This window comes from Fischerella thermalis PCC 7521 (assembly GCF_000317225.1).
Lineage (GTDB): Bacteria > Cyanobacteriota > Cyanobacteriia > Cyanobacteriales > Nostocaceae > Fischerella > Fischerella thermalis.
Map to the genome: position 1 here is coordinate 1 of NZ_AJLL01000078.1, position 16,521 is coordinate 16,521.

Genomic DNA, 16,521 nt, shown 5'->3' on the forward strand with positions numbered 1-16,521 from the left:
GGGTGGTACTTTCAAATCAGAGGACAGAGAGTACCCATTACCGACGCCGACGCATAAAATAAGTGTTTCAGTGGACATGATACTTATTAGAACAATAATTTCTGCAAATATAAGCTATTGGTAATACATTAAAACTATGGCAGATGCCTTAACAATTGAACTGCCGAATATCGCAAGTGCAATCACTCTGGCTGGACAAGGAGAAGAAAATCTCAAAACTCTGTCTAAGCAAACAGGGGCCAGGCTGGTGCTGCGAGGACAGGAACTACATATTTCTGGAACAGACAAACAAGTTGATTTAGCTTCTCGATTAGTGCGATCGCTCGAATATTTGTGGAGCAAAGGTAATATTGTTTCTAGTGCTGATATTCTCACTGCTCGTCAAGCTTTGGACACCCATAGAGAAGATGAACTGCGAGACTTGCAAAAGGATGTCCTGGCTAAAACTCGTCGAGGCGAAGAAGTCCGCGCTAAAACTTTTCGGCAAAAACAATATATCCAAGCCCTACATAAGCACGACATGATTTTCTGTACCGGACCGGCTGGTACAGGTAAGACCTTCCTGGCGGTAGTTGTAGCAGTACAAGCGCTTCTGGCTAATCAGTATGAAAAGCTAATTCTCACTCGCCCTGCTGTTGAAGCAGGTGAAAAACTTGGTTTTTTGCCAGGAGACTTGCAACAAAAAGTCAATCCCTATCTGCGTCCACTTTACGATGCCATCAATGAATTTATCGATCCAGAAAAGGTACCATCATTGATGGAAAGAGGTGTAATTGAAGTTGCTCCTTTAGCTTACATGCGGGGGCGCACACTCAATAATGCCTTTGTGATTGTGGATGAAGCCCAAAATACTACAACTTCCCAGATGAAAATGGTGTTGACTCGCTTGGGTTTTAACTCCCGTATGGTCATTACAGGTGACATAACACAAGTCGATTTACCATTACATCAAGAATCTGGGTTGACAATGGCAATCAAGATTTTGAGGCACGTGGAAGGAATTGCTTTTTGTGAATTTAGCCAAAAAGATGTTGTGCGTCATGCCCTAGTTCAACGTATTGTGAATGCATACGAACAGTATGAAAAGTAGTGATTAGTTGGTAGTTGGTTGTTGTTTAGAAAAAATAACAACCAACAATCAACAATCAACAATCAACAAGGAAAAAGGACAAATGAAAAATACATTAAAAGAATTTTTGGAAGCTTGTGAAACTTTGGGAACTTTGCGTTTAATTGTCACTAGCAGCGCCGCAGTCTTGGAAGCGCGGGGCAAAATTGAAAAGTTGTTTTATGCAGAGCTACCTAAGGGTAAATACGCAAATATGCATACAGAAGGTTTTGAATTTCACTTAAACATGGACAAAATTACTCAAGTGAAATTTGAAACGGGTGAAGCGAAGCGGGGTAATTTCACCACCTATGCAATCAGATTTATCGACGATAAACAGGAACCTGCTTTGAGTCTATTTTTACAATGGGGTAAGCCGGGTGAGTATGAACCGGGACAAGTAGAGGCTTGGCACACTCTCCGGGAAAAGTATGGAGAAGTTTGGCAGCCTGCACCCTTGTCAGAGATTAGTTAATAGTTGTTGTTTGTTGATAGTTGTTTGTTGTTTGTAGAGGAAGTGCAAGCAAAGATCGAGCCATTGTCAGCAGCCCAACAAAAAATTAAGTTGAATTTATGGTAGTGCAGGGTATGTGGAGAATGCGCCCTGTAACTTATTTGTGCTAAACACAGGTAGGAGTTTTTGCAAACCACTAATCAATAGTTAACCCGATCAGATAACAAGGTATTTGTCTACATAGAGCGCGCGCCAGTGGCAATTAAACGCCTAAACAAACCTTGAGTCCAACCAGTTTCTCTGAGAACAGCATCTGATGATACCTCTACATAAGCTTGCTCAATAAATGCTAAATCAATCATGCAGATGCGGCTAAGGGCTTCTTTGAGGGCTTGGTTTTGACCATCAACTTGTATGCGCTTTTCTACTTCGTGAATTACTGTCGCCATTGCTGGAACAACGTGTTGAGGTCCAATTCCTATACGGACGTGAACTAAACCGATTTTCCAACGGCGATCGGCATAAGCTTGACCCCAGTCATCCATACCTGTAAACATTTCGTGAAACCATTGAATAAAGGTTTCACGCAACCGATGAATACGCCCGTTTCCATCATGCAAAATTGCACTCATTTCCGCATCACGCCCCAGGTAGGCATAAAAATGGTCAGCCATTTCGGGAGCAATTTGTAAACCCCAGTCGGCTTGGGACTTCAGTGTGGCTTTGTTCTCATCTGTTAAGCCTACACGCTGTTCTAGGGTAGACAAAAAGGCGAGTGTTTCTAAAGGCATTATCAACTTCTCCTTGTAATAACTAAACAACTAAATTATGATAATTTGGTAAACTCAAATACATCATAATTGCCACCACGCAATATAGATTCAGTATGCTTGCCTTGCAGGCGTTGATTAAAAGTTTCTTCTAGTACACCCCAAATAGCACCAAGGGTATAAGTACATTTACGCTGTGAACCTTGGGGTTCATCAGCAGAACATAAGGTTTCTGATGTATGTACCTTGATTACCTCATTATCTTCTTGGACAATTTTCTCGACTATACACAGACGAGTGCCATCTTTACCGAAACCATGATCGAGTTTGTCGGCTAGTTCCTCTAAGGACATCGACGAGTTTGCTAGGTCTAATTCTTGAGCTAAGGTTTTGCCACGATAACGACCTGCCGCAGTTAAAGCGATCGCAGTTGCTTTTTCGCCCAAAGCCTCTTCCATACCTGTAATTGCTGCCTTGAAACAGATAATACTGCTAAAATCCCCTAAGATAGGACGTAACATCTGTGATGCTCCTGTAAATTCAATGCAATTTGAGATAGGAATCTTAAGATATAAAATCGGTAATCCAAACACTTGTGTATGGATTGTTTTGTGTTTTTAGTCAGGCTAACAGAGGGGAAATTCTTGCCACAGCACGTTTGACTTCTAGAAACAGTAAGCCTTGTTTGACTCCTGCACCAGCAAGTACTAATAAAACTGCATCACTCCCACAAGCAACTAGGACGCCGTAGCCTTTTTCTCCTTCCACAACAATACGTTCTACATTCCCACGAACTAGTTCACGACCAATCCGTTCACCCAAGGACAGCATAGATGCAGACATAGCAGCAGTTCGTTCTTCATCCATTCCACCTGGTAACACAGAAGCCAAAGCCAAGCCATCTGGACTTACTAAAGCCGCACCTTGAACATCAGAGGTTCCAGACACAAAGTTTTGCAGTTCGTCTTGCAACATTGAGACGTTAATCATGAATTTGTCCTCCACAATATTTAATACAAATGTATGAGTCTTCTGGGTAGTTGTAGTGAACACAGAGTCTACCGTTACCACTGGTAACGAGTGTGCTGTATTTTCCGCAATTGTTGATTCTGGTAAATGTGCTTTTGTTAACAAGTGTGATTCTGGCGACACAGAGGATTTTGCTTGAAATCCCCTGGTGAGTAGTTTTAGTAAGTAGCCCAGAAGCATAGCGGTTAAACAGCAGACTATGAATAGCGTGATGGCGATCGCATCATCTGCGGCCAATAGCTGACTCCAAGAATTGAGACAACTCAAATATAAGTAACAAGGAAAATTCCCGATAACAGGATAAAAAATTGTTACTTGTTTTATCTTTTACATTTTGTTTAGAAGTTTGTTACAAACATCAAACTTGTTATTCCGTAGAATACTGGTAATATTTGGCAAATTCTTCCAGCAAGGCAATTAAACTTTTTTTTACAGAAGCAGCTTCCGTAGGATTAACAGATATTATCGGTAATCTGTTATTTTCATCCAGTAACCCTAAAGTTAAGGCTATATCTTCCATCGGCCAAGCTTCAGGGCAATCAGTATGAGTTAACCCTATTAAACATGGTATTTGTACCCGATGCTTCATAAACTGAAGAATTTTTCGACTATAGCGCAGATGTTCTGGACGGTGTGCATCGATTAGCAAAATGTAGGCATGGGCTTTTTGAATTAAGATGTCCCACATAAAATCAAAGCGTACTTGTCCAGGTGTGCCATAAAGATGTAGTGATTGGTTGGGTGCAATAGTCAATCGCCCAAAATCTAATGCAACTGTAGTTTTTTCTTTCAGGAGTGCGATTTCATCAGTTGCTTTTCTATCGGTATCTACCGTTTCGATTTCACTGATGGTACGAATAAAGCTTGTTTTACCTGCACCTACGCCTCCAGTGACTACAATGCGTAGGATTTCCATCAATTATTACTCCTCAAAAAGCCAACTAGATTTTGTAAAAATAAAGTACTGATCTTGATTGTTTCCATGACTGGAGACTGTCGTGATTCCAAGGAATTAACTAAGTTTAAATCTACAGGATAATCACTCAGTTCTGGTGTTGATGCCATCAAGGGAACTTCTTCTACTAAACAAGCTAAAATTAACCGAAAAGCTGCTTGCTGAACTAAAGCTATTGGTTGATTAATTTGAGATGCGATCGCACTTAAAGCAACACTACCATTAGCGAATTCCCACACTTGCCACTCCAAAGCATGTAAATGAATTTGTGGTTTACCTGGAGCAATACTGCGTATAGCAGAACTCGCATCTGGAAGTGCATCAGCTAATATTTTCCAGTTCTTTATTGTTCTTAAAGCCATGAGAGCCACTTCTGTAGCCCTTAGACTTAAACCTGTCATTTCTTGAGCGGGTAAAGGTGCTTTGCTATCGAGTTTAAACACACCTTTTTGAATTTCAAATAACTGTCGCACCTGATGGAGTTGACTCGCAAATAATAAATTTAATTGCTCAGTATTCAGTAATCCTTGTGCTTTTAGATATAAACCAAGGGGCTTGTCCGTGGAAAATGTTTGTCGATATTGTTCTATAAGTGACTGATTTAACCACTTTCTTTGAGCAATTTTGTAGACTAAACCCTGACCATTTAGGCGGTTTGCTGCTGCAACTACACGTCCCTGTTTAAACCAGATGTAATAGTATTGTGATTTTGATTCAGGAGTATGAATATCTGGTAAAGTACATACACTTAAACACCCAGATTTTCTGCCTTTGTCAATTATTTGAAATAACTCAGCCAAAGAAAAGTCAGTGAAGGAACTAGATAGGTTCATTAGTTCATCCAAACATAAATAAAGTAATTTATGAAAGATTACACCCTAATAAATAACTGAATACCCTGTCGGTTTTAACTGACTACTATTCAACAATGATAAACACCTACAAACTTGAGCTAATTATTTTGTTTAGAGATTAAAGCAATGACCAAAACAAATTAGATTTAAGAGTTCATAATTGGTAATTTAAGTTATAAACTCCAACTCAGCACTGTAGGCTAATAATGTTAATTTCCCAGTTCTCAATTGACATCTTACTCTAACAACTTTTTAGTAACAATCAAGGTAGATTGCTATTTTGCAAAATTATTTACATTTTTATTGTCACATCATTCAGAAGCATAAATATAGAATTCGCTTATTAGAATGAGTAATTTTACTAATTAAACTATTTATTATTGATGTAGCTTCAGTAATAACACTAAAATCGTTTATTTACAAGTATAAATTAAAACTTTAAACTTACCTGATTCTAATTCTCAAGCTCTTCATGGATACTAGTATCAAGCAAAAAGCATCAATTTAGATGAATTTTAGACAAAATATGTGGAAAACACACATGTCTAGCCAAATCAGCTTCTCTAAGCAGAAAAATAGACTTTGAAGACTAAACACTCTTCAGTATTTTTGTAATCAGGTAATGTTTTTATTGAGTTTATTGATTTGATAGCTAAATTTAGTAACGAAATTGCAACATAATTTCTAATTAGATGAGCTTTTAATCCAGAAAAATTTACATTTTGCAAATTATAGTGTTGATAGTTAACATGAGAAAAATCTGGGGTTTTTGCTTGATTTTTTTATTCTTGCTGTGGAGTGGAGATGCAAAAGCGGGAGAGTTAGCTAAACGTTTAGATAGTTTCCCTGTGTGGGAAAAAATTACTTCCACAAAACCTGCTGTGGGAGATTTAATATATCCTGACTGGATGGCGGGTGATTGGCAACTGGTTAGCACCCTTGTAGATATGGTTGCACCTTTAGCTCCTGATATTGTCACTCCTGGGTTTGAGGGTAATCGTCAGTATCTGAATCAGCCTCTGAGGTTTCAAGTAAGATTTCTACGAGAAAGCACACCTGTTGCTGATACTAAATCAGCAGTAGTAGCAGATAGAGCATTTAACGGGTTAAATTTGGCACGGGCTTATTTAGGCGATACAGCCGTAATCTCCGTCAAAGTAGATCCAGATTCACCCAATCGTCAGATAACATTTTTACGTCATGAACGTCAGCTAGTTTCAATTGTTTCTGCACGCGCCACAGAAACAACATCCGATGGTAGGTTTATAACAACCGAAGTTTTTCAACAAATATTTAAAGGTGGTGGACGTCCCTATTTCAACTCTGTAGAATCTACCACCGCTTACCGCAAATTATCTACTTCCAACCCAGCCATAGAAGGTGATCAAGTCACTGCTGTTTACCTTTCACCACAAGATCCAGATTATTTTAAAGCAGGTTCTCGTCCAGTTGCTTTATATAGATATCGCTTGGAATTTTTTCGATAGTTACTTGTCAATTGTTTGTGGTAAGCCTTGTAACATTATCCAACCAACCACAATTAGCAACACACAGCTACCTAAAAATCCCAAATCCCAGGCTAATTGATGCACCCCTGGTTTCACATGATGAATACCGAGTTTTACCAAAATATAAAACGTTTTGAAGCGCGATCTTCTGCCTGGAGAAATGATTTAAGTTTTTTACCTTCGTGTCTTGGTGTCTTGGTGGTTAATAAAATGATTTTTTCACCACCAAGACACTAAGACACCAAGAAAAATAGATAAATTTAACTTAAAAGGGCTATCTCACCCTGTCCTACCGAACATCCCTTTTTGTGCGTTCGTTTGGGGTGATAATTTGATAATTTGCCTCTTGACTACAATGTAATATGTATGTAGTATAAACTTCCGGAGCTAAAGGCTCATGCTCTTGGACAGTGTGCATCATGGCTAACTTTAGAGATATTCTCAATTACTTTCGTCCTTACTGGGGGCTGAGTATTTTCAGTATTGCAGCTACCAGCGTTTACGAGATTATCGATTTGGTCGTACCCTATGCGATCGGGCAAATTTTAAATGTGTTGTCTCATCAACCGTTAGATAAGCCGCTGACAGCAGCGATCGCCACAGTTGCAAACGCTATCAATTACCCAGTCAATCAACTTCTATCTTTGGGTGTATTGCTGGGTTTAATTTTTCTTGTGACCGTGGTGAGAGCGCCGACACAACCTTGGTTAGCTAATTGGTTTCATTGGGATATTGCCTTAAGGGCGCGTCGAGATCAACATCAAAAAGCGATTGAAAAGATTCTCACTTTACCCTTGGAATTTTATGACGAAAATAACCCCGGACGTATTGCTGGACGAGTAGCTAGAGGTGTCGCTAACCACACTTGGACTTATCCCGAAATCGCCGGACAGATGATTCCGAAGCTGTTTAGGGTGTTAGGAATTTTTGTATTTATCTGGTTTGTGGAGTGGCGAATCGCGATTTTGTATTTAATTTCCTTTGTGGTTATTCTTGGTTTTACCTTGAGAAAGTTAAAGCGCCTAGTTTGGCATGATAACCGCTTGGATAAATACTCTGAAGGAACGGAAAGTCGGACTTCGGAAATTATCAGTAACATTAAAACAGTAAAAGCATTTGCCACAGAAGCAAAAGAATTAGAACGGCAAAAAGTCCGTTTAGAACGTGAATTAACTGTTGTGGATTATCGTATTCACAAAGGTTACGTGAGGCTGAATACGTGGCAAAGAACTGTGATTCAGTTTTGTGTGTTCACAATCTTAGGTTTGACGCTAGTAGAAACTGTAGCTGGTAGGATTTCTCTTGGTCACTTTATCATGACTCTAACTCTTTCCAGCATGGCTTATGCGGAACTCGAACCAATTAGCGTGTTAGCGGAAATTTTTGCCCGTCGCTACAGTTCTATGGTGCGGTTTCATGAGTTTCTACAAGAACCATCAGGAGTTGATGCGGTTGGTCTTTTGGAAAAAGGACAGCCAGATTCTGTTTATCAATTTACGGGAAAAGTAGAGTTTTCCCACGTTAGTTTTGGCTACGAACCTCAGCGTCCAGTTTTACAAGACATCAATCTCTTGATTGAACCATATCAAACAGTGGCATTGGTAGGAAGGTCTGGTTCGGGTAAATCTACTTTGGTGAAATTACTATTGCGCTATTTTGAACCGAATCAAGGTCAAATTCTGATTGATGGTCAAGATATTCGCACTCTAGATGTGGGGAATTATCGCCGGAGATTAGCAATTGTTCACCAAGAAGTAGATGTTTTTAACGGAACTATTTTGGATAATCTCAAGTATGGTAGACCAGATGTCAGCTTTGACCAAGTTGAAGAAGCCTGTAGAATTGCCAGACTTGATGAAGTCATCCAGCATCTACCCCAAGGTTATTACACTGTTGTAGGGGAAAGAGGTGTGAGGTTATCTGGTGGACAAAGACAACGCTTAGGAATTGCTAGGGCGTTAATAGTAGAACCAGATGTGTTGATTTTTGACGAAGCTACTTCTAGCTTAGATTATGAGTCGGAACGTTCGATTCAATTGGCGATGCGATCGCTCCAAGGAACTCGTACTACGATTGTGATTGCTCACCGCCTGAGTACAGTCCGGGAAGCAGATCAGATTGTGGTTTTAGATCAAGGCAAAATCATAGAAGTCGGTAATCACGAAGAACTTCTGCGTCATGGTGGTATTTACCATCGTTTACACGCACTGCAAGAGACCGGTGAATTACTGAGTTAGTGGTTAGTAGTTGGTGGTTGGTTGTTGGTGGTTGGTTGTTGGTGGTTGGTGGTTGGTAGTTGGTGGTTGTTAGTTGTTTTAATACTCCTCACACTCCTCACACTCCTCACCTCCCCATCTCCCCACCTTTTTTTCGACAATTGACCAACCTAATTTTTTTGAAAAAAATCTTGGAAATTCTAAAAGCTTGTGCTAATATTTTTAATCGTGGGTCTCACGGGTCGGTGTCCGAGTGGTTAATGGAGACGGACTGTAAATCCGTTGGCTAGCGCCTACGCTGGTTCAAATCCAGCCCGGCCCACCTCTCAAAAATTGAAAATGTAAAATTAAATATTTTAGTTTTACATTTTTAGTTACATAGTTTTTGCCCGTGTAGCTCAGTGGTAGAGCACACCCTTGGTAAGGGTGAGGTCACGAGTTCAATCCTCGTCACGGGCTTTTTACTTTTACTATAATCTTTTACCTGAAACTCTTGAATAGCAAGGGTTTCAGTTTTTATATATGAAAGGGATGCTATTAATTATGACTATTTTTGAATATCAGTCTTGTCTTTTGACTATCATTTGACTATCATAGAGTGCACCTTAAAATAGTCATAATTTCACATAGACGTAACACACAAAGCTACCAGAGGTTCATTAGGTATTGAATCTTTCCGCGATCGCTTAAGGATTAGATTACCTAGAGAACTTTATTTCAAAAAGAAGATTAAAGCCTCTAAGCGTTGGAGGAAAGTTAGAAAGCAAATAAGTAAACTTCAGAACAAAGTCGCCAATCAAAGACAAAATTGGCAACACAAAGTAGCTGCACAAATAGTTAGCAGTAATAGCTTGGTAGCTACTGAAAAACTGAACATCTTACTCATGCCGTGATACTTTTATTTCTGAACAAATTGCTAAGGGTGTTCCTACTGCTGTAGTTGCAAAGTGGTGTGATAATTCTGTGGAGATGATTGAAAAAAAGTATCTAGATTCTAATTTTTTAGAACAAATAAAACCGTTGTAGCTGATCATTGAGTGGAACTATAGGCAATACCAGTAGCACTATATCCATCTTCTCGCTGCACAACAGTATCTTGAGTACGAAGTTCGATTTCTGTAGCACCATTAGGATTAAATCGGGCGTAATAATCGAAATTTCCTTTACCTAGATAGCTTGTCCAATTATCATCAGAACTTCTCTTGGGAGCTATCTGTGTGGGAATATTATAAACACTCAAACTAGGGTTCTGTTTATTGTAGAGGTTCATCAATAGTTGTCCATTGCGACGGAAGACTCTGACGGTTTGAGTATTGGTTTGAAATGCTAGCAAGGTTTCTTCGTTGGCTTCAGCATTATTTGGCTGAGTTGTGGCAAGAATTTGTCCTGTCTGCTGAATCACGCCACCACGAGAATTTACCAGCTTGAGAGTGCATCTACCATCAGAAAAAAATCTCACAGTAGTTACAGTTTCACCCTCTGATTTATATGAGATACTACCATCAATATTGCTTAACCGCGTAGCTAGGGAATTTTGCAAGTTTTTTGTGTTTGGAGGCTGACCCTGCAAAGTCATGTAGGGTTGTCCTTGCTGCCACTGTATGTATGCAGTATAGCGCTGTCCATCACAGATAATATCATTTTGTCCGGTGGTGACTTTCTGTCCTTTTTCCTCCATTGTCACGCTTCCATTTGTGCTTTTGACATGTAGGGAACATTTACCATCAGAGAAAAACGTTACTGTCGTTGTCGTTTCTCCTCCTGAGATGTAAGAAATACTGCCATCTTTATTACTTACCCATGTAGCTGGTGCATCATTCAGGTGTTTTTTACCCGGAGGTTTACTCTCAAAATTTATCAGGGTTTGTCCTTGTTTCCAACTGATATCTGCAATATTTAATTGTCCTTCACAGGTGATATTTTGTCCCACAGCCTGAGACAGCTTTGCATCCATATGGGTGACAGAATTTAGGGCTATGGTTGCATTAGATGCAATTTTTGACCAAGCAGGCGATACCTCAGCACTTAGCAGGACTAAAGTAACTAATGTTGTTGTAAATATGCGTATCATAATCAGTGGATTCAAGCACAGAGAGTCAATTACTGCCTCATAGATTTGTCAAGCTATTTTGGCAGGTTCCGAAATTCAAGAATTCGGAATTAGAAATGGAAATTACTGGTCTTTCTATAAGTTTTTGACCTCGGGATGCTAATTTAATTAATTAGCGATCGCAGCTTGCACCTTGGATAACAAAACTCTTATTGGAAATGAAATAATTTTCCAATGGCTATATATTAACCTGTATGAAAAATTCATTAGTTTCGCAAATTCCGCTTGGCAAAACTCATGTTATAATTTAATGACATAGAACCTAATAACTAGCTATTTAAGTGTCTTTGAAAAGACAAAAAAGTTCTTGAATTGACTGATCATTGGCTTCTCTGCTAATAAAAGTTAGTTCTTGTTAAAAGAACATTATCATACGTTATTAAGTTTTTATTTAAATATTTTAATTTAATTAGCTTATAGTTATATAAAAACAAGAAGTTATTTCTTATAATATAGCAGTCCTATTTGATGTTAAAAATCGAAACACCCAGATCCCTGACTTTTATTAAAAAAGTATTCCTTACTACCTTTGACCTCAATTAAGTTTCTGTTTGATGTTGGATTTTTGAATTGCGATCGCCTGGCCAAATAAACACCTGAAAATCTTGCCCTACAATAATTCTAAAATTACCCGATATTTTTGAACTTCCTGGGGAATGTGGGATAAAAATCAACACTCAAAAAATAAAAATTACTTGTAAGTCCCACTTTTGTGGTTGACGAATAATTTTTACTTGACGAATGAATTCGCGAAAATAAAATCGTCGTTCTGCTTCGGATAAATCCAACCAAAATTGAGGGATGGAAACTGCTACTGCAACAGAACGCAAGTTTACTGGTGGTAAAGTCGCTAACTTTGCTTGCAGTGTAGATATTTCTGTGCGGAGTTTGTATGCTCTGAATTTGGCTGTTTCTGCATCTAGTAACCCAGTTTCGACTAAAGCTGGTAATTGTGTGAGTATTTCTTGCTGACGAGCGATCGCATCTCCTAAGCTATCCTTAACTGCATCCAATTGAGGAGAATTCATGTTGTCCACCGCTGTAGGTAAATCCCGACAAACAACTTGAATAGTATGATCTAATACTTCTTGATAAGGAATAGCCCGACACTTAGGCTGTTTTATACAGCTAATTGGACGTAAATAGAGATACTCTTTGTCTTGGTTGCGAATAGTAACGCGAGCAACACCCATAGGTGATTGACATTCGCCACAGACAACCAACCCTGCTAGAGAACGCGGCGCACTCGCAGTCCGCGATGGTAAACGACTGTTACGACGTAAAAGCCTGTCAACTTGCGCTGCTTCTTCCTGAGAAAGGATAGGGGGGTGGGTATTGGCAAGAATTTCTCCATTTTGATAAGCAGTATTGCCACGGTAAACTGGATTAGTCAACCAGCGACGTCCTGTGGTGACAGAAATTTTTTTACCGTATTTTTTTGCGAGATAACGCACTGCTCCCCGCAGAGAACCATAAAGCAGAAACTGTTCAAAAAAATCTTTGACTACAGGAGAAGTACTACGGTCAAGAATGTACTTATCTTTACCTCTACGATAACCATAGGGCGCTTTTCCAGGAGGGGGAGCAGCATCTAAACGGTTGCGGGCGTGACCTTGACGGATACGGCGACTATGTTGCTGTCTTTGAATTTGATGTAGCAATCGCAACAAATTAGCATGAAGATTAGGAGATTTCTCAGCAGAATTGTAACCTTGCTCCACTGCAACCAGCGTTATTCCTATTGCTTCGATTTGGGAAAGGCGATCGCTCACTTCCTCAACATTATCCCCCAATTCGTCTAGACGGCGAACAAGGACATAATCAGGCGGATCGTTTTGACAGTCAATTAGTAACTTTTGTAACTCCGTGCGCTGTCCTAAATCTTGATACACTCTATCTATATCCCATCCCCAAGTCTGAGGATCGGCAGCAGTTTCTAGTAAAGGATCGCTGTAGGTGTAAGCAACAATTCTCATCAAATAAGAGTTGGTTGTTGGTTGTTGTACCAGACGTGCCATCGCACGTCTGGTACATCGGTTAGTAGTTAGTGTTTAGTAGTTATTGGTTATTTACTCCTCACACCCCACCCTTACCTTAAGCCGCGCAAAGCGCGTCTACACACCCCTCACACTCCCCATCACTCCTACCCTACGGGAAGCCGCGCAGAGCGCGTCTACACCCCATCACCCCTGACTCAACTCAATCACATTTCCATCCGGATCTTGGGTAAAAACAGCAGCGCGACCAGAAGCACTGGGTTGTATTAGACAGTTATAATTTAATAGCTGCTGTTTAGCGGCATCTAAGTCGGAAACTAAAAAAGCAACGTGGGGATTGCGTCCCCATTTTTCATTTTTGGCTTCATCCTGCACGCTGGGCGCTACGATCAGGTGAATTTGATACTCGCCAACTTGATACCAAGCGCCAGGGAATTTCATCGGGCGTTCTACTTTGGGTAATCCCAATACAGTGCCATAAAAATGTTCGGAACGTTCTAAGTCAGTTACGAGAATGGCTGTGTGAACACACTGGGTAATTTGCATATGGGGGGACAAGGAAGACAAGGGGGACTCGGGGAAAAGGGAAACAAGGGAAGGGAGACAAGGGAAATATCACACTCCACCCTACGGGAAGCCGCGCAAAGCGCGTCTACACACTCCCCATCACCCATCCCCCATCCCCTCTACGCAGGTACAATAAATTTCTCACTACCTGCTAGTCCAAATGCTGCATGAATAACTTGTAGTGCCTTCACACCTTCTTCTTGGGCGACTACACAACTAATTTTGATTTCTGAAGTGGCGATCATTTGAATGTTAATATTATGCTGCGCTAGGGCTTCAAACATTTTTGCAGCAACGCCTGGTTGTCCTACCATGCCAGCACCAACGATACTGACTTTGGCGATCGCTTGATCTAAGGCTACTTCACCCCAACCATATTCTGCTGCTTTGGCTTGCAACATTTTCTGTGCTGCTTCTGCATCCATGCGCGCCACAGTAAAAGCAATATCGCGCATCGGCACACCATTAACTATATGACAGCGTTGGGACTGAATGATCATGTCCACACTGATATTGTTGTCTGCCAAAAGTCCAAACAGTTTTCCTGCTGTTCCTGGACGATCTTGAACTTGACGAATCGCTAGACGTGCTTGGTTCATATCGAGGGCGACACCGCGTACGGGAGGAGTAGTTGGATGATGGGGTGATGGGGTGATGGGGTCGGTTCTCCCCACCTCTCTATCGTCTACTAATTTCCCGATTTCTGCAATTTCAAATGCTTGCCGCAGGGCGGCGACGGCGCGATCGCATTCTTGGGCAGCAATTACGCAGCTGACTTTAATTTCACTGGTAGAAATCATTTGGATATTCACGCCTGCTGCTGCTAGGGTGGCGAACATTTTGGCGGCGACTCCGGGACGTCCGATCATTCCTGCACCAGCAATACTGACTTTAGCAATATTTTGCTGCACCATCACCTCAGCTTCTTCATTTGGGCTACTCTTGTGACTACGGAGAACAGGAGCAATGGCAGCAGCTACGGCTTCGGCTTTTGGTAAGATTGGTGTAAATACGGTAAAAGCGATGTCGTTTGTATTACCTTCATGAATTGATTGGATAATCAAATCTACATCTACATCCTGACGAGCAATTTCTCCAAACAGGCGTGCTGCTACACCTGGTCGATCGGGAACACGTAATAAGGCTACCTTGGCTTGGTCAGTATCAGATTCAACACTATCTACCGGACGTGCAATTTCTAAATTGATCAGTGATCGCTCTTTGACTGGGGGTGAAGTTACCCAAGTACCGGGATCATCAGTCCAACTAGAACGTACAACTAAAGGCACACCGTAGTTACGGGCAATTTCCACAGCGCGCGGATGCAAGACTTTTGCTCCTAAACTCGCGAGTTCTAGCATTTCATCGCAGGTGATTTCGCTCATCAACTGCGCCTCAGGAACTAGACGGGGATCGGTAGTGAGAATTCCTGGTACATCGGTATAAATTTCACAAAAATCTGCCTTTAGAGCTGCTGCGATCGCCACAGCAGAAGTATCTGAACCGCCTCTTCCTAAGGTAGTAATTTCTAATGCATCGGTTCTGCTAATACCTTGAAAACCAGCAACAACAACAACTTTGCCTTCTTGGAGATGCTTGGTGAGCCTTTCTGTGTGAATATGTAAAATCCGAGCGCGGGTGTGTTCAGCTTCGGTGACAATTCCTACCTGAGCGCCAGTCAGAGAAATTGCTGGTTGTCCTAGCTCTTGCAATGCCATACTCACTAGAGCAATAGATACCTGCTCACCTGTAGAAAGCAACATATCCATTTCCCGACGGCAAGGATTTTTAGAGATTTCCGCAGCTAATTTTACGAGTCCATCAGTGGTTTTGCCCATCGCCGAAACCACCACCACTATGGAATTTCCTGCTTTTGCAGTTTTAGAAACGCGTTGTGCAACAGAGACAATGCGTTCAACGGAACCGACAGATGTACCACCGAATTTCTGAACTATGAGCGACATAACTTTTACTAAATGAGTTGTGCTTGCTTTATCAACACCCGCACTGCATGAGTAAGTTGGGAAGGCTCTGCAAGTATATTAATTTAACAACTTATCAGAATTAGCTGACACAAAAAATGTCAAATTTAAACTTCTTTGATAATAGTTGATTGTGGTTGCTGGAGAAACACAGCTAATTTGTGTTATGCAAAGGATTGTGGCTCAAATAGATGAAACTGGATTCGAGCATCTGCTTTTGCAAGTCTAGCTGATATGCACTCATCGTATCTTTACAAATATCACATCTTTCGCATATTTCTAATTTCTGGATTAAAGCCATAGGAAAATTTGGTGCTGTCGTCGTAACAAGCTCCTGTTAAATTTGCTCCAAATAGTTTGGTATATCGTAGTTTAGCTCCACGTAGATTCGCTTCTATCAACTTTGCACCACTGAGGTTAGCTCTGGTTAAGTTTGCTTTGGCTAGGTTTGCTCCACCTAAATTAGAACCCCATAGTTTAGCTTTAGCCAGGTTAGCACCACTTAAGTCTGCTGCGTACAAATTGATGCCAACTAGGTTTGCTCCTATCAACTTAGCTCCTGCTAAATTGACAGCAGTAAAATCTCTTTCTCCAGCAGCGTAACGCCGTATTAATTCATCGGCATCCATAATTGTTTCACCTTCATCAGTAAATCAGAAGTAATTTGTTCCCATTCTTGATCAAGTCCAGCGTGAAATTCCGGCTTACTACTACGTCTATACCAGTAACTGGCATTGCTCAAATCACCTTCTTTTCTATGCAAGTATGCATGAACCCAAGCACTATCAAGATCATTGGCATTTTGAACGATTTCATGCGCTCTATCCCAATTACCTTTATAGTCAAACCACAAAGCTTGTAGGGGTTTTGGTAAGGAATCGGGACATTTTTGCTGTTTTTCTATTAATTGCTTGAATTCTTCTAGCGTCATCATTTTTACTCATCCAGTATTAAGCTTCTATTTACCACTC

General features: G+C 40.7%; 16 protein-coding genes, 2 tRNA genes and 1 pseudogene. 7 read left to right on the plus strand and 12 right to left on the minus strand.

Annotated elements, in window-relative coordinates:
• Positions 1-136: 136 nt before the first annotated feature.
• Both UYK_RS0116630 and UYK_RS0116635 read left to right on the plus strand, forming a co-directional pair.
• Positions 137-1,090 carry a PhoH family protein gene (locus UYK_RS0116630; RefSeq protein ID WP_009459112.1) on the plus strand — a complete coding sequence of 318 codons (954 nt, stop codon included), beginning with the start codon at positions 137-139 and terminating at the stop codon, positions 1,088-1,090.
• An 82-nt stretch (positions 1,091-1,172) separates the two neighbouring features.
• A complete protein-coding gene (locus UYK_RS0116635; protein ID WP_009459113.1) occupies positions 1,173-1,583 on the plus strand; it encodes a ChuX/HutX family heme-like substrate-binding protein in 411 nt (136 codons plus the stop codon).
• A 215-nt stretch (positions 1,584-1,798) separates the two neighbouring features.
• Here UYK_RS0116635 and UYK_RS0116640 read toward each other — a convergent pair whose 3' ends face one another.
• The 5 genes from UYK_RS0116640 to UYK_RS0116660 all read right to left on the minus strand — a co-directional run bounded on the left by UYK_RS0116640 (position 1,799) and on the right by UYK_RS0116660 (position 5,149).
• A complete protein-coding gene (locus tag UYK_RS0116640; protein ID WP_009459114.1) occupies positions 1,799-2,353 on the minus strand; it encodes a protoglobin domain-containing protein in 555 nt (184 codons plus the stop codon).
• A 35-nt stretch (positions 2,354-2,388) separates the two neighbouring features.
• A complete protein-coding gene (locus UYK_RS0116645) occupies positions 2,389-2,853 on the minus strand; it encodes a hypothetical protein (RefSeq protein WP_009459115.1) in 465 nt (154 codons plus the stop codon).
• 100 nt (positions 2,854-2,953) lie between these two features.
• Complete coding sequence (locus UYK_RS0116650; RefSeq protein WP_016871800.1) at positions 2,954-3,541, minus strand: roadblock/LC7 domain-containing protein; 588 nt, start codon at positions 3,539-3,541, stop codon at positions 2,954-2,956.
• A 187-nt stretch (positions 3,542-3,728) separates the two neighbouring features.
• Positions 3,729-4,277, minus strand: a complete 549-nt coding sequence (locus UYK_RS0116655; RefSeq protein ID WP_009459117.1) for a GTP-binding protein — start codon at positions 4,275-4,277, stop codon at positions 3,729-3,731.
• The gene (locus UYK_RS0116660) at positions 4,277-5,149 is read right to left on the minus strand and encodes a DUF4388 domain-containing protein (RefSeq protein ID WP_009459118.1); all 873 of its coding nucleotides are present in this window, start codon (positions 5,147-5,149) and stop codon (positions 4,277-4,279) included. The genes UYK_RS0116655 and UYK_RS0116660 overlap by 1 nt, the downstream gene beginning before the upstream one ends.
• A gap of 770 nt (positions 5,150-5,919) precedes the next feature.
• Here UYK_RS0116660 and UYK_RS0116665 point away from each other — a divergent pair.
• A complete protein-coding gene (locus UYK_RS0116665) occupies positions 5,920-6,657 on the plus strand; it encodes a DUF6816 family protein (RefSeq protein ID WP_016871801.1) in 738 nt (245 codons plus the stop codon).
• On the opposite strand, the pseudogene UYK_RS26255 reads toward UYK_RS0116665, so the two are convergent.
• Positions 6,658-6,789, minus strand: a pseudogene (locus UYK_RS26255) (DUF2243 domain-containing protein); the annotation flags it as partial.
• Between the two features lie 308 nt (positions 6,790-7,097).
• On the opposite strand from UYK_RS26255, the gene UYK_RS0116675 reads away from it, so the two are divergent.
• From UYK_RS0116675 to UYK_RS25810, 4 genes are all read left to right on the plus strand, one after another.
• Positions 7,098-8,915 (plus strand): ABC transporter ATP-binding protein, encoded by a 1,818-nt coding sequence (locus UYK_RS0116675; RefSeq protein WP_009459122.1) that lies wholly within the window; start codon positions 7,098-7,100, stop codon positions 8,913-8,915.
• A 218-nt stretch (positions 8,916-9,133) separates the two neighbouring features.
• A tRNA-Tyr gene (locus UYK_RS0116680) sits at positions 9,134-9,216 on the plus strand.
• A 65-nt stretch (positions 9,217-9,281) separates the two neighbouring features.
• Positions 9,282-9,353: transfer RNA gene (locus UYK_RS0116685), tRNA-Thr, on the plus strand.
• A gap of 308 nt (positions 9,354-9,661) precedes the next feature.
• Positions 9,662-9,787: a hypothetical protein gene (locus UYK_RS25810; protein WP_308412313.1), complete on the plus strand. Its 126-nt coding sequence runs from the start codon at positions 9,662-9,664 to the stop codon at positions 9,785-9,787.
• A gap of 137 nt (positions 9,788-9,924) precedes the next feature.
• Here UYK_RS25810 and UYK_RS0116690 read toward each other — a convergent pair whose 3' ends face one another.
• The 6 genes from UYK_RS0116690 to UYK_RS0116720 form a co-directional block, all read right to left on the minus strand.
• Positions 9,925-10,965: a hypothetical protein gene (locus UYK_RS0116690; protein WP_009459123.1), complete on the minus strand. Its 1,041-nt coding sequence runs from the start codon at positions 10,963-10,965 to the stop codon at positions 9,925-9,927.
• Positions 10,966-11,681: 716 nt separating this feature from the next.
• Positions 11,682-12,980 (minus strand): recombinase family protein, encoded by a 1,299-nt coding sequence (locus UYK_RS0116700; RefSeq protein WP_026086497.1) that lies wholly within the window; start codon positions 12,978-12,980, stop codon positions 11,682-11,684.
• 207 nt (positions 12,981-13,187) lie between these two features.
• Positions 13,188-13,547: a VOC family protein gene (locus tag UYK_RS0116705; RefSeq protein WP_009459125.1), complete on the minus strand. Its 360-nt coding sequence runs from the start codon at positions 13,545-13,547 to the stop codon at positions 13,188-13,190.
• A 140-nt stretch (positions 13,548-13,687) separates the two neighbouring features.
• Positions 13,688-15,532: an aspartate kinase gene (locus UYK_RS0116710; RefSeq protein ID WP_009459126.1), complete on the minus strand. Its 1,845-nt coding sequence runs from the start codon at positions 15,530-15,532 to the stop codon at positions 13,688-13,690.
• Between the two features lie 278 nt (positions 15,533-15,810).
• On the minus strand, positions 15,811-16,179 hold the full coding sequence (locus UYK_RS0116715) for a pentapeptide repeat-containing protein (protein WP_009459127.1): 369 nt from the start codon (positions 16,177-16,179) through the stop codon (positions 15,811-15,813).
• Positions 16,161-16,481: a hypothetical protein gene (locus UYK_RS0116720; RefSeq protein WP_016871804.1), complete on the minus strand. Its 321-nt coding sequence runs from the start codon at positions 16,479-16,481 to the stop codon at positions 16,161-16,163. Before UYK_RS0116720 ends, UYK_RS0116715 begins: the two co-directional genes overlap by 19 nt.
• Positions 16,482-16,521: the final 40 nt, after the last annotated feature.

Bases quoted from the DNA above. Each gene is read 5' to 3' on its own strand.
- UYK_RS0116660 (WP_009459118.1), bottom strand. From the start codon at position 5,149: ATGAACCTATCTAGTTCCTTCACTGACTTTTCTTTGGCTGAGTTATTT.
- UYK_RS0116645 (WP_009459115.1), bottom strand. From the start codon at position 2,853: ATGTTACGTCCTATCTTAGGGGATTTTAGCAGTATTATCTGTTTCAAG.
- UYK_RS0116655 (WP_009459117.1), bottom strand. From the start codon at position 4,277: ATGGAAATCCTACGCATTGTAGTCACTGGAGGCGTAGGTGCAGGTAAA.
- UYK_RS0116720 (WP_016871804.1), bottom strand. From the start codon at position 16,481: ATGACGCTAGAAGAATTCAAGCAATTAATAGAAAAACAGCAAAAATGT.
- UYK_RS0116675 (WP_009459122.1), top strand. From the start codon at position 7,098: ATGGCTAACTTTAGAGATATTCTCAATTACTTTCGTCCTTACTGGGGG.
- UYK_RS0116635 (WP_009459113.1), top strand. From the start codon at position 1,173: ATGAAAAATACATTAAAAGAATTTTTGGAAGCTTGTGAAACTTTGGGA.
- UYK_RS0116690 (WP_009459123.1), bottom strand. From the start codon at position 10,965: ATGATACGCATATTTACAACAACATTAGTTACTTTAGTCCTGCTAAGT.
- UYK_RS0116630 (WP_009459112.1), top strand. From the start codon at position 137: ATGGCAGATGCCTTAACAATTGAACTGCCGAATATCGCAAGTGCAATC.
- UYK_RS0116710 (WP_009459126.1), bottom strand. From the start codon at position 15,532: ATGTCGCTCATAGTTCAGAAATTCGGTGGTACATCTGTCGGTTCCGTT.
- UYK_RS0116705 (WP_009459125.1), bottom strand. From the start codon at position 13,547: ATGCAAATTACCCAGTGTGTTCACACAGCCATTCTCGTAACTGACTTA.
- UYK_RS0116715 (WP_009459127.1), bottom strand. From the start codon at position 16,179: ATGGATGCCGATGAATTAATACGGCGTTACGCTGCTGGAGAAAGAGAT.
- UYK_RS0116650 (WP_016871800.1), bottom strand. From the start codon at position 3,541: ATGCTTCTGGGCTACTTACTAAAACTACTCACCAGGGGATTTCAAGCA.
- UYK_RS0116700 (WP_026086497.1), bottom strand. From the start codon at position 12,980: ATGAGAATTGTTGCTTACACCTACAGCGATCCTTTACTAGAAACTGCT.
- UYK_RS0116640 (WP_009459114.1), bottom strand. From the start codon at position 2,353: ATGCCTTTAGAAACACTCGCCTTTTTGTCTACCCTAGAACAGCGTGTA.
- UYK_RS0116665 (WP_016871801.1), top strand. From the start codon at position 5,920: ATGAGAAAAATCTGGGGTTTTTGCTTGATTTTTTTATTCTTGCTGTGG.